Source organism: Rhodococcus sp. AZ1 (assembly GCF_054979605.1).
Window position 1 is genome coordinate 172,617 of record NZ_JBUEQF010000006.1, and the last position, 11,954, is coordinate 184,570.

Genomic DNA, 11,954 nt, shown 5'->3' on the forward strand with positions numbered 1-11,954 from the left:
GACAGGGTGCCGGGCATCGTCGTGTTCGAGGCCACCGCAGCTACCGCCGCCGACCGAGCGGGACCCGCAGGACCGCCTCGGTACCTCCGCCGCGTCCGGCCCGCACGCCCAGCGACCCACCCAACTCCACATCGACCAGGGTGCGCACGATCTGAAAACCGAGACGATCGGACCGTTCGAGGCTGAACCCGGGGGGCAATCCGCGGCCGTCGTCGCGCACCGCCACGTCGAGCCACCGTGACGATCGTTCGGCCACGATCGACACCGTTCCGTGGGCAACGCGGTCGAAGCCGTGCTCCATCGCATTCTGGACGAGCTCGGTCAGCACCATCACAAGCGGCGTCGCGCGCTCTGCCGCGAACACCCCGAGGCTGCCGACCCTGCGAACACGCAGATTCGGCGAGACCGAGCCCACATCCACCATCACGGGCACGAGGCGATCGACCACCTCGTCGAGATCGACCTCCTCGTCGACCGAGATGGAGAGCATCTCGTGGACCAGGGCGATGGAGGCGATGCGGCGAACCGACTCGCTGAGCGCCTCACGGGCCTCCTCGTTACCCGTGCGGCGCGATTGCATTCTCAGCAGCGCGGCCACCGTCTGCAGGTTGTTCTTCACTCGGTGGTGAATCTCGCGGATCGTCGCATCCTTGCTCATCAGCGCTCGATCGCGGCGCTTGACCTCGGTGACGTCGCGCACCAACACCATCGCGCCGATCGACGAACCACCGGGCCGAAGCGGCACCGTCCGCAGCAGCACGGTCGCCCCGCGGGCATCGCACTCCATCCGATGGCCCCCGATCTCGGTGAGCGCGGCGCGAATGTGGTTGGCAACGTCCTGCGAATCGAAGGGGTCCGTCACCAGACTCCGCGTGATCGAGGCGAGATCGTGATCGGAGAGATCGGTGTTCAACCCCATGCGGTGATACGCGGACACCGCATTGGGGCTGGCGTAGGCCACGATGCCGGAGGTGTCGAGTCGAACGAAGCCGTCGCCGACGCGAGGGCTGGAGTTGACGTCGGTCGCCTCGTCCGGGGACGGGAACGTGCCCTCGGCGATCATCTCCGCCAGCGCGTCGGCGCACTCGCCGTAGGCCAATTCCAGAGCACTGGCCGCGCGCACATCGGTGGAGCCGGTGTCGCGAGTCAACACCGCCACCACATGCTCGCCGACGCGCACGGGCACCGCGTCCCGGCCGACCGTGCCCTCGCGCGCGGGGACGATCCGCTTGGCCCGCAGGCACTCGAGGACATGCGGGTGCTCACCGTCGGAGACGGTGACACCGACCATGTCCACCGGCATCGACGTGGGCGCCGTCGTCGGACGAACCTGGGCCACACACAACACCGGAACGTCCGCGGCGGAATCGATATCGTCGACACCGACCCATAGCAGAAGATCGGCAAAGGAGAGATCGGCGAGCAGTTGCCACTCCCCGACCACTCGCTGCAGATGGTCGACGGCCTCCCCGGGCAGATCGGTGTGCTCGGCGAGCAATTCGCTCAGCGTCGACACGTCTCACCTGCTCTCGAGCACCCGGCTGTGTCGACCACCCAACCACACGTGGGAGACTGTGGCGACGCATCGAAGGAGGAACACCGAACATGGGTAAGCGAGGACGCAAGAAGCGCAGCCGCAAGGGCAACAAGGCGAATCACGGCAAGAGGCCGAACAGCTGAGCCGACCGGCGCAGGATGCTGACGTCTCGAGACGGCGAGGGCCGGACACCGGTGGTGTCCGGCCCTCGCCGTTCGTCGTCTCCGGGAGCATCCCGGTGCGATCACTCCTCGAGGGTGACGATGCTGATCGATGTGCGCAGTTCCACCATCAGGCGTTCGCGCAGACCGTCCGGTGCCTTGTCACCGCCGCACTTACGACTGACCAGCGACTTCACCTTCTCCTCGATGCCGTAGTGCGCCAGGCACGACGAGCAGGAATCGAGGTGGCGTTGCACCCGCGCGCGGGAGGCCTCGTCGCATTCGTTGTCGAGCAACGTCCACACATCGGCGATCACCGCCGAACAGTCGAGGTTCTCGAACGGATCGAGTTCCTGGTCCGACTCGTGCAGATGACCGTCCTCTCGCTCGCGACCACTGTCGTCGGTCACGGCGCCACCTCCTCGTGCATGTGTCCGCTCGTCTCGCCGCGCGCGAAGCCGCGCTCGCGGGCCACTCCCGCCAGCTCCGCGCGCAACTGCTTGCGACCGCGATGCAGACGGGACATGACGGTCCCGATCGGCGTTCCCATGATCTCCGCGATCTCCTTGTAGGGGAAACCCTCGACGTCCGCGTAGTACACGGCCATCCGGAACTCCTCCGGAAGGGCCTGCAGTGCCGCCTTGATGTCGTCGTCGGGCAGCGCGTCCAAAGCCTCGACCTCAGCCGATCGCAGACCTTGCGAGGTGTGCTCGGCGGTGGCTGCGAGCTGCCAGTCGGTGATCTCGTCCGTCGGGTACTGCGCAGGCTGACGCTGCTTCTTCCGGTACGAGTTGATGTAGGTGTTGGTGAGGATGCGGTACAGCCACGCCTTGAGGTTCGTGCCCTCTCGGAAGCTGCGGAAAGCCGAGAAGGCCTTGATGTAGGTCTCCTGGACCAGATCCTCGGCATCGGCCGGGTTGCGCGTCATGCGCAGGGCACCGCCGTAGAGCTGGTCGAGCAACGGTAGGGCGTCGCGCTCGAACCGCTCGGTGAGTTGCTCCGGGGTTTCGGAGTCGGTTTCATGGGTATCCATCAGGGGAAAGATTACCGCTGCCGACGTACGGCCGGATCGCCTCGGTCGTTCCAGCGTGGCGGCGGACATCGGAGTACCCCTCTGCGTGCGGTGGTGGGCTCTGCAGGGCGACCATGCCGGTGGCCCTGACGCTTTTCGTTCGCTTCAACAGCCCACCGGACCGCTGTGTTCCCGACCCCGGGATCCGGTGGTGAGAAGATGAACTCATGAGCCCCTGGACTGCGCCGACCGCGACCGTCCGCCACGACGCGGTTGTCGAACTTCCCGGATCGAAGTCCATCACCAATCGCGCGTTGGTACTGGCCGCGCTCGCCTCGGGTGCGTCCACCATCACCGGGGCCCTGCGAAGCCGCGACACCGACCTGATGATCGGTGCGCTCGAGACCCTCGGTGCAGAACTCGACGTCGACGGCACCACGATCGTCGTCACGCCGGCGCCCCTGCGCGGCGGACGAATCGACTGCGGGCTCGCCGGGACGGTCATGCGGTTCGTTCCGCCCCTCGCCGCACTTGCGACGGGACACTCCGTGTTCGACGGTGACGAGCAGGCTCGAACCCGGCCGCAGACGGTGATCCTCGACGCACTTCGGACGCTGGGAGCGGCGGTGACGGGAACGGCGCTGCCGTTCTCGATCGACGGCACAGGATCACTCGGTGGCGGCACCGTCGAGATCGACGCATCCGGCTCGTCACAGTTCGTCTCCGGCCTGCTGCTGTCCGCGGCCAGGTTCGACGCGGGGGTCACCGTGCGGCACGTCGGTGCACCGGTTCCGTCGATGCCGCACATCGAGATGACCGTCGAGATGCTGCGCGCAGCCGAGGTGGTGGTGGACGACTCGGAGCCGGCGTCGTGGACCGTGCGTCCGGGCCCGATCGCCGCACGGGACGTGGCCGTGGAGCCCGACCTGTCGAACGCGACACCGTTCCTCGCCGCAGCGGCAGTGACGGGCGGGCGAATCACCGTGCCGCACTGGCCGCGTCGGACAACCCAACCGGGCGATGCGATCCGCGGCATCCTCACCGCGATGGGCGCGCGGGTCGAACTCGAAGAGTCGACGTCCGGTGCCTGCGCTCTCACGGTGACCGGCACCGACCGACTGACGGGAATCGAACTCGATCTCCACGACATCGGCGAACTGACCCCGACGGTGGCGGCCCTGGCCGTACTGGCGGATTCGCCCTCACATCTGTTCGGGATCGCGCATCTGCGCGGACACGAAACCGATCGACTGGCCGGCTTGGTGAGCAACATCCGCGCACTCGGTGGCGACGCGACCGAGACCGCCGACGGACTCGAGATACGGCCGTCGACACTGCACGGTGGCGCGTGGTCGGCGTTCGCCGATCACCGCATGGCCACCGCCGGAGCCGTGATCGGTCTGCGGGTCCCCGCCGTCGTGGTCGACGACATCGACACCACCGCCAAGACACTGCCCGGGTTCACCGACCTGTGGGCGAGCGTGCTCGAACCGACGGCGGGCCCACGCTGACCCCGCGCCGATACGACGAGTCCGACGTCCGCATCCGGCCGGGGCGTGGGACGCGCCCGCGCACCAAGACTCGGCCCACGCACGACGACGCCGAGGACGCGATGGTGGTGACCGTGGACCGCGGCCGGTGGGGGTGTGCCCTGGGCGGCGACCCCGATCGCGTGGTGGTGGCGATGCGCGCGAGAGAACTCGGCCGCACACCGATCGTGGTGGGCGATCGTGTCGGCGTGGTCGGCGACCTCTCCGGCACGGTCGACTCCCTCGCGCGCATCGTGCGGGTGGCCGAGCGCACGTCCGTACTGCGCCGGACCGCCGACGACACCGACCCGTACGAGCGGGTGGTCGTCGCCAACGCCGATCTGTTGTTGATCGTGGTGGCGGTGGCCGATCCGCCGCCACGATCGGGATTCGTCGAACGCGCGATGATCGCCGCCTACGTGGGCGGTCTGTCCCCCGTGCTGTGCCTGACCAAGAGCGATCTGGCCGATCCCGGCGACTTCGCCGCGCGATTCGCCGATCTCGACCTCCGCGTGATCGGCGCCGGGCGAGACCAGGTTCTCGATCCGCTGCTCGAGACGATCACCGGCTCGGTCTCGGCGCTGATCGGCCACTCCGGCGTGGGGAAGTCGACTCTGGTCAACCGTATGGTCCCGGGCGCGCAGCGGGCCACGGGTGTGGTCTCGGGGGTGGGTAAGGGACGCCACACATCGACCCAGTCGGTGGCCCTTCCCCTGCCGGCCGGTGGCTGGGTAATCGACACGCCCGGCATACGCTCGTTCGGCCTGGCGCACATCTCCCCGAACGATGTGGTTGCCGCGTTCTCCGACCTCGCGGACGCCGCACAGGATTGCCCCCGCGGCTGCAGTCACCTGGGACCACCCGCAGACCCGGAATGCGAACTGGACGCGCTGACCGGTCGAGCCGGTCAACGCGTCCAGGCCGTGCGTGAGTTGATGGTGGCGTTGACCACCAACGAGAGCTTCTAGTGACGCGAGAACAGACGCGAGAGGCCTCGACGCCGTCGCTGGGCTGCTCGCAGGTCGGTCAGCAGGCCTGTACGTGCGCCGGTCGTCGGGTCCACGGTGGAGGTGGTGTGACCGGCGAATCGACGCTCGGAACTGGTCTCGGGGGCGTCGTCGGACGTGGCCGTCAGGAAACGGTCGGGCAGAGACAGCTTGGCGATGGTCCGCCAGGACTTGGCGTACTGCACGGGGAAGGACCCCGTGGTGTACGGCAGGTCGTACTTCTCACACAGCTCACGCAGGCGCACGGAGATGTCGACCAGACGGTTGCTCGGGAGATCGGGGAACACGTGGTGCTCGATCTGATAGCAGAGGTTGCCGCTCATGAAACGCAGCACCGGGCCCGCCTCGAAGTTGGCACTGCCGAGCATCTGACGCAGGTACCACTGGCCCTGCGTCTCGTTCTCGAGGTCGTCCTTGGTGAACTTCTCCGCGCCGTCGGGGAAGTGGCCGCAGAAGATCACGGCGTTGGTCCACACGTTGCGGATGATGTTCGCGCCGATGTTCGCGGTGACGGTCTTGCGGAAGCTGCCCTGCGGGGACAGCGACGTCACGGCCGGGGTGATCACGTAGTCCTTGGCCATCTGACGTCCGACCTTCTGACCGACGTCCCGAAGCTTCTCGCGGAACTCGGCCTTGTCCGCCTTACCGGCGACAACCTTGCCGAGCTCGAGGTGCTGAACCGCCACGCCGTACTCGAAGAGCAGCATCAGGAGCGTGTTGTAGACGAGGTTGCCGGCATTGAACGGGGTCCAGCGACGATCACGTGTGACGCGGATGAGGCCGTACCCGATGTCGTCGTCCATGCCGAGCACGTTGGTGTACTTGTGGTGAATGTAGTTGTGGGTCTGCTTCCAGTGTTCGGCTGGACCGGTGTTGTCCCACTCCCAGGACGTGGAGTGGATCTCCGGATCGTTCATCCAGTCCCACTGGCCGTGCATGACGTTGTGGCCGATCTCCATGTTCTCGATGATCTTCGACAGCCCGAGCAGGGCGGTGCCCGCCAACCAGGCCGGGCGCTTCTTGCCTGCGAGCAGGATGGTGCGACCGGCGATCTCGAGGGAGCGCTGCAGTCGGATCGTGTTGCGGATGTAGCGCGCATCGCGCTCCCCGCGTGAGCTCTCGATCTCACGTCGGATGGAATCGAGCTCATGGCCGAGAGCCTCGACATCGGCCTCGGTCAGGTGGGCATATTCCTTGACATCGGAAATGGCCATCGTCGCGCTCCTCGGACTGTGGGTCGCCACCATTGACGGTGCCGAGCTTCAGACCAACGATAGCGTAAGTTACGCGGCCGTAGGTTACGTTTCCGTAAGTGTGATCCGCCTAACCGCGCGCAAGGTGCGCACGGCTCTTCGCGGAGTCGTACACGTGACGAGCCTCGAGCCGCGCCTCCCGCAGTGCCGAGCGCAGCCCACGCTTGCGCCCGGTCACCGGGTCGAATCGAAGACGATCCACCATCGCCTGGCCGGCAGAATGGAACCTGCGCTCCGAGCTGGTTTCCGGGGCGTTGTCGGACGTCGACCGCAGGAACCTGTCCGGCAACGAGAGCTTGTAGATGGTGCGCAGCGCCAACCAGTACTGACCGGTGATGTGCCCGGTGGTGTACGGCAGGTCGTACTTGTCGCACAACTCGCGCACGCGGACAGCCACCTCGGCGTAGCGGTTGCTCGGTAGATCGGGGAAGAGGTGGTGCTCGATCTGGAAGCACAGGTTGCCGCTCATGAACGCCATGGCCCGACCGGCGGAGAAGTTCGCACTGCCCAGCATTTGGCGCAGGTACCACTCCTCGTGCGTCTCGTTGTCGAACTGGCCCATGGTGAACTTCTCGGCCCCATCGGGGAAGTGACCGCAGAAGATGACCGCGTAGGCCCACAGATTCCGGATCAGGTTCGCGTTGGCGTTGGCCAGCAGCGCGCGCCCCGCATACGGTCCGGACAGCGCCGGGAAGATCACGAAGTCCTTGGCGACCTGTCGCACGATCTTGCGAACGAACTCGCGGTTGGGACCGGTGGTCAGCGAATAGCGGGGGCCACCCTCGGCATCCTTGGCCGCGGACAGATCGTGCAGCGCGATGCCCCACTCGAAGGTCATCGCCAAGAGCACGTTCGCCAGCGGCTGCAGGGCGTTGATCGGGCGCCACTTCTCGTCGCGAGTCATTCGGAGAATGCCGAAGCCCACGTCGTCGTCCATCCCGACGATGTTGGTGTAGAGGTGGTGCGAATAGTTGTGGGCGCGCTTCCAGTGCGCCGACGGGCCGGTCATGTCCCACTCCCACGTCGTGGAATGGATTTCCGGATCGTTCATCCAGTCCCACTGACCGTGGCTGATGTTGTGGCCGAGTTCCATGTTCTCGACGATCTTGGCAACGGCGAGGACACCGGAGCCGAGTGCGGCCGAACACTTGGACTTCGACCCCAGGATCAGCAGGCGACCCGCAGCCTCGAGAATCCGCTGCGCGGCGATGGTGCGACGGATGTAGCGAGCATCGGACGCTCCACGCGACTCTTCGACATCGCGCCGAATGGCGTCGAGTTCACGGCCGAGGGCCTCGATGTCGGAGTCGGTCAGATGAGCGAATTCCTTGATGTCCGTGATGGCCACGGTGGGTCCCCCGCTAGGTGTTCGGAGCCGAAGTGTACGAGCGAGGTGGTCCGCTCGGACGGCAGGTGCCGTCCTCTGCCGAGGATAGCCGACAACATGCGCGATCGGACATCTCGGACGTCACGTCAGAGATCGAGCGTGCAGTCCCCTGCCGCGGCGGACACACACGTCTGGATCCGATCGCCGGCAGCATGTTCACGCCCCGAGCGCAGATCGCGGACGTGGCCGGCGGTGACCGCCACCACGCAGGTCTGGCAGATACCCATCCGGCATCCGAACGGCATCGCGACGCCGAGCTTCTCCCCCGCTTCGAGCAGGGTGGTGGCGCCGTCGAGCTCGACCGTGCGACCGGAGCGACCGAACGTCACGGTGCCCCCTTCCCCGACCGCACCCGCCCGCGCGATCTCGAACCGCTCGGTGTGCAGCTGGTCGCGGATCTCCGCCGACTCGTACAGCGATTCGATCTCGTCGAGCATCGCCACCGGGCCACACGCCCACGCCTGCCGCTCCCGCCAGTCCGGGAACACCTCGTCGAGCGAGGAGAGGTCGAACTTGCCGTCCGAGCGGGTCAGCTGCACGTGGGAGACGAAACTCGGGTGACGGGCATCGAGCTCGGCGAGTTCGCGCCCGAACATCACCTCCTCGGCAACCGGAGCCGAGTGCACGTGAACCACGTCGGTCATCTCGCCGCGGCGATCGAGGCTGCGCAGCATTCCGATGATCGGAGTGATCCCGCTGCCTGCGGTGATGAACAGCACCTTGGCCGGCGGAGGGTCGGGCAGAGCGAAGTCACCCTTGGGCGCGGCGAGCCGCACGATGGTGCCTTCCGGAATCCCGCCCACCAGGTGACTCGAGAGAAATCCCTCGGGCATCGCCTTCACGGCGATGGAGATCTCCTTGTCGTGCCAGTCCGGCAGCGAGGTCAGCGAGTACGAACGCCAGTGCCATCGGCCATCTATGTGCAGTCCGATACCGATGTACTGGCCGGGTCGGTAGTTGAAGTCGAAGCCCCATCCCGGCTTGATCACGATGGTCGCCGAGGTCTCGGTCTCCTTCTCCACCCGCACCACCCGCCCACGCAACTCGCGTGCGGACCACAGCGGATTGGCCAGGTGCAGATAGTCGTCCGGCAACAGCGGGGTGGTCAGCCGCGTCACGGCACCGCGAATCATGTTCGCCACGGGGCGTTGCGGGGACGAGACGTCGGCCGCCGGTCTGGTCAGCCAGTCCTTGAGACCCATTGCAGTGATACACCTTTCAGAGCGAACCGGACGAGTGCACCGGCCTTCAGAGAAGTTCGAGCAGGAACGGGAGCTCCTGCGGCGCGTACCACGCCAACTGATGATCCTCCGCGTCTCCGACCACGAACTCGGCGTCGGGATCGCCCAGATCTGCAGCATCGACCACCTCGACCGCGGCCTGGACGGCCGGTTCGGCCTCGGCGAGATCGACGTGCACACTGGCCACGTCGGCCATGGTCAGCAGCTGTGGCAACCGTACGACGGCGTCGTCCAGATCGGGACGAAGCGTGACATTGTCGACATCGGCGGCAATCACGGCTCGACGGTACCGAACCACCGGCTCCGCGTCGGAGGCGCCGTCCGCGTCGGAGACCTCGGTGGCCAGCAACCGCAGCGATGCTCGCGCGGCCTCGTTCATCGCCACCTCGGCGAGCTCGTCGTCGTCGCCGGAGGAGTAGGCCTCGCGCAGCGCCGGGGTGACACCGAACGCCGTGCGGCTGACCGGGCTGATCTGTCGATCCTCGACCAACGTGTGCAGTACCGCGATGGTGGCCGGCACGAAGATTCTCATCCGAGACCCCTCACGTCTGCGCGATCGTCCCGACCGCGACCCCCGTCGGGGCGGGGCACGGCGCCCGCGCGGCCGATCACGGTTGACCGTCGCCCACGGCGTCGAGAAGCTCCTCGAGAGCCTCGTGGAGCAGAGCGGTGATGACCTCGACGTCGGGCATGGCCGCCCGATCGGCGTTGACACCGTAGTAGACACTGCCGTCGTAGGAAGTCAGTCCGATGCTCAGTGCCTGATTCTTCAACAGCGGCGGTACCGGGTACATCTCCAGCATGCGCGCACCACCGACGTAGAGCGGGAACTGCGGACCGGGCGCGTTGGTCACCACCAGATTGAACACACGCTGCGAGATGCTGCTCCCCACCCGGGCTCCCACTGCATGCAACGTGGCAGGAGCGAAACCCGACAGCCGCATCAGGGTGCCCGCGGTGACGCCGGCGCGGTGACCGAGCTGAACCTCGAGGGCGTGGGACAGGTGCGACAGGCGCACCACGGCGTTGGGCTCCCCGACGGGCAGGTCCACCACCAACGAGGACACCTCGCTCGACGGCTCACCGCTCACCTGCTCGGCGACCGAGCCGTCGTCGGCCTCGGACTCCTCGTCGGCGACGTAGACCGACATCGGGACCAGCGCACGGACCGTGGTCGACTCCGAGATCGGTTCACCGCGCGAGAGCAGCCAGTTCCGCAGCGCACCCGAGACCACCGCCAGCACCACGTCGTTGATGTTGCCGCCGAACTTCGCGCGCACACGCCGATAGTCGTCGAGATCGGTGCGCGCCACCGAGAAGCGTCGATTGCGCGAGATGGGGACGTTGAGCGGGCTGTCGGAGGTCGACGCCGCGGCGGTCCGGACGACGGCCATGAGGTTGCCCAGGTCGCGCAGCGCTGTGGTGGCCACACTCGCGGCATCCGACACCGCGTGTCGGACCGCCTCGACACCCTCACCGGGCCGAGTGACGGTGTCCGCCAACGCGAGCAGCATCAGTTCCGCACCCGACGGCTCGGGGTTGGGCATCCACAACTCCTCCGCGGCCGGCGGTGGGGTCTTGCTCGCGTCGAGGATCACCTGGCTGATCTCGAGGGCGGACTTGCCGTCGACCAGAGCCGAGTGCGACTTGGTGAAGATGGCGAACCTGTTGCGGCTCAACCCCTCCACGAGATACATCTCCCACAGGGGCCGGGTGCGGTCGAGCGGACGGGAGGTCAGGCGGGCGACGAGATCGTGGAGTTGGTCCTCCGATCCCGGCTTGGGCAGTGCGGAACGGCGAATGTGGTAGGAGATGTCGAAGTCCGTGTCGTCCACCCACACCGGGCGGGCCAGACCACCGGCGACCTCGCGTACCTTCTGCCGATACCGCGGCACGAGAGCCAGACGCGATTCGACCAACGTCAACAGATCCTCGTACCCGAAGCCCGAGCGCGGAACCCGGAACACCGCCAACGAACCGGCGTGCATCGGTGTGGTGCTCGCCTCGAGGAAATAGAACGACGCGTCCTGGGGGGTAAGTCTGGTGACGATCTCGTTCTCCTCCGACCTCGGCCGTAACCCACAGCGTTATCCATCCACAGCGCCATCTGTCCACAGCGCTATCTGTCCACAGTCTGGCACCATCGGGGATTGCGCACCGAATCTTCCGGTGCAATGCTGCTACTCGCCCGCTCTCCTCGGGTCCGTTGCGCACGCGTGAGACAACCGCGCGCACCGCGCACATGCCACCGCGCGCACCGCGCACATGCCACAGTTCCAGGCCCATGCCAGAGGAGAGACCATGGCCCATTCCCGTCCGATCACCGGCTACGTCAGCCGGGCACCGCGCTCGGAGCCGCCGCTCACGGGCTCGGGCGAGGCACATCGGCCGCCGCGTCGACCGAGCGCACCGCGGGTCGGACCCCACTCGGGACGCTCGCGGTCACCGCGCGCGGACTCCGATCGGGCGAACAATGCCGCCCGGCTGCGCCACGCGCAGGCCCTGCGAGCGGCGGAGCTGGGTGTACGCGCGATCCTCGAGGTGATCGACGGCCGACGCGCGGCCAGCCGGTTGGGCCCGATGGTTGCGCCCGGTGTGACGTCGATGGTCGCCTCGCTGACCACCGCCACCATCCCCGGCCGCAGGCTGGGTGTCGCTCGCCCCGGACGTATGCACGTACAGCTCGTGGCCCCGGACGTCGCCGAGGTGGTGTGCACGTACAGCCGCGGTGACCGCGTCTTCGCCTTCGCCGGCCGTCTCGACCGAGGTCGGACCGACGGCCGGTGGACGGTCACCGCGGTGCGACTGTCCTGAGAGCAGTCGACCG

General features: G+C 67.2%; 12 protein-coding genes. 4 read left to right on the forward strand and 8 right to left on the reverse strand.

The genetic code is table 11. The features are described 5' to 3' along the window. Positions 1–40: 40 nt before the first annotated feature. Positions 41–1,516, reverse strand: a complete 1,476-nt coding sequence (locus ACY48E_RS09835) for a sensor histidine kinase (protein ID WP_462871969.1) — start codon at positions 1,514–1,516, stop codon at positions 41–43. Positions 1,517–1,605: 89 nt separating this feature from the next. On the opposite strand from ACY48E_RS09835, the gene ACY48E_RS09840 reads away from it, so the two are divergent. Then, a complete protein-coding gene (locus tag ACY48E_RS09840) occupies positions 1,606–1,680 on the forward strand; it encodes a 50S ribosomal protein bL37 (protein WP_115967926.1) in 75 nt (24 codons plus the stop codon). Positions 1,681–1,781: 101 nt separating this feature from the next. On the opposite strand, the gene rsrA is transcribed toward ACY48E_RS09840, so the two are convergent. Then, positions 1,782–2,108, reverse strand: a complete 327-nt coding sequence (rsrA, locus tag ACY48E_RS09845) for a mycothiol system anti-sigma-R factor (protein ID WP_462871970.1) — start codon at positions 2,106–2,108, stop codon at positions 1,782–1,784. After that, positions 2,105–2,731: a sigma-70 family RNA polymerase sigma factor gene (locus ACY48E_RS09850; protein WP_462871971.1), complete on the reverse strand. Its 627-nt coding sequence runs from the start codon at positions 2,729–2,731 to the stop codon at positions 2,105–2,107. The genes rsrA and ACY48E_RS09850 overlap by 4 nt, the downstream gene beginning before the upstream one ends. Positions 2,732–2,937: 206 nt before the next feature. Between ACY48E_RS09850 and aroA the strand changes: the two genes are divergently transcribed. Then, positions 2,938–4,221 (forward strand): 3-phosphoshikimate 1-carboxyvinyltransferase, encoded by a 1,284-nt coding sequence (gene aroA, locus ACY48E_RS09855; protein ID WP_462871972.1) that lies wholly within the window; start codon positions 2,938–2,940, stop codon positions 4,219–4,221. After that, positions 4,182–5,207, forward strand: coding sequence for a ribosome small subunit-dependent GTPase A (rsgA, locus tag ACY48E_RS09860; protein WP_462871974.1), 1,026 nt, complete (start codon positions 4,182–4,184; stop codon positions 5,205–5,207). The genes aroA and rsgA overlap by 40 nt, the downstream gene beginning before the upstream one ends. Here the strand turns inward: rsgA and ACY48E_RS09865 are convergent. The 5 genes from ACY48E_RS09865 to ACY48E_RS09885 form a co-directional block, all read right to left on the reverse strand. Then, positions 5,204–6,460 carry a fatty acid desaturase family protein gene (locus ACY48E_RS09865; protein ID WP_462871975.1) on the reverse strand — a complete coding sequence of 419 codons (1,257 nt, stop codon included), beginning with the start codon at positions 6,458–6,460 and terminating at the stop codon, positions 5,204–5,206. The genes rsgA and ACY48E_RS09865 overlap by 4 nt on opposite strands. Positions 6,461–6,569: 109 nt before the next feature. After that, positions 6,570–7,847, reverse strand: coding sequence for a fatty acid desaturase family protein (locus tag ACY48E_RS09870; RefSeq protein WP_462871977.1), 1,278 nt, complete (start codon positions 7,845–7,847; stop codon positions 6,570–6,572). A 125-nt stretch (positions 7,848–7,972) separates the two neighbouring features. After that, positions 7,973–9,088: a ferredoxin reductase gene (locus ACY48E_RS09875; RefSeq protein ID WP_462871978.1), complete on the reverse strand. Its 1,116-nt coding sequence runs from the start codon at positions 9,086–9,088 to the stop codon at positions 7,973–7,975. A gap of 46 nt (positions 9,089–9,134) precedes the next feature. After that, a complete protein-coding gene (locus tag ACY48E_RS09880; protein WP_462871979.1) occupies positions 9,135–9,659 on the reverse strand; it encodes a DUF6912 family protein in 525 nt (174 codons plus the stop codon). A 76-nt stretch (positions 9,660–9,735) separates the two neighbouring features. Then, positions 9,736–11,178, reverse strand: a complete 1,443-nt coding sequence (locus ACY48E_RS09885) for a WS/DGAT/MGAT family O-acyltransferase (protein ID WP_462872067.1) — start codon at positions 11,176–11,178, stop codon at positions 9,736–9,738. A 250-nt stretch (positions 11,179–11,428) separates the two neighbouring features. Here ACY48E_RS09885 and ACY48E_RS09890 point away from each other — a divergent pair, with 250 nt between their 5' ends. After that, positions 11,429–11,941, forward strand: coding sequence for an Rv3235 family protein (locus ACY48E_RS09890; protein WP_462871980.1), 513 nt, complete (start codon positions 11,429–11,431; stop codon positions 11,939–11,941). Positions 11,942–11,954 lie beyond the last annotated feature (13 nt).

Coding starts and splice junctions, on each gene's coding strand:
- ACY48E_RS09850 (WP_462871971.1), bottom strand. CDS start 2,731: ATGGATACCCATGAAACCGACTCCGAAACCCCGGAGCAACTCACCGAG.
- aroA (WP_462871972.1), top strand. CDS start 2,938: ATGAGCCCCTGGACTGCGCCGACCGCGACCGTCCGCCACGACGCGGTT.
- ACY48E_RS09865 (WP_462871975.1), bottom strand. CDS start 6,460: ATGGCCATTTCCGATGTCAAGGAATATGCCCACCTGACCGAGGCCGAT.
- ACY48E_RS09875 (WP_462871978.1), bottom strand. CDS start 9,088: ATGGGTCTCAAGGACTGGCTGACCAGACCGGCGGCCGACGTCTCGTCC.
- ACY48E_RS09880 (WP_462871979.1), bottom strand. CDS start 9,659: ATGAGAATCTTCGTGCCGGCCACCATCGCGGTACTGCACACGTTGGTC.
- ACY48E_RS09890 (WP_462871980.1), top strand. CDS start 11,429: ATGGCCCATTCCCGTCCGATCACCGGCTACGTCAGCCGGGCACCGCGC.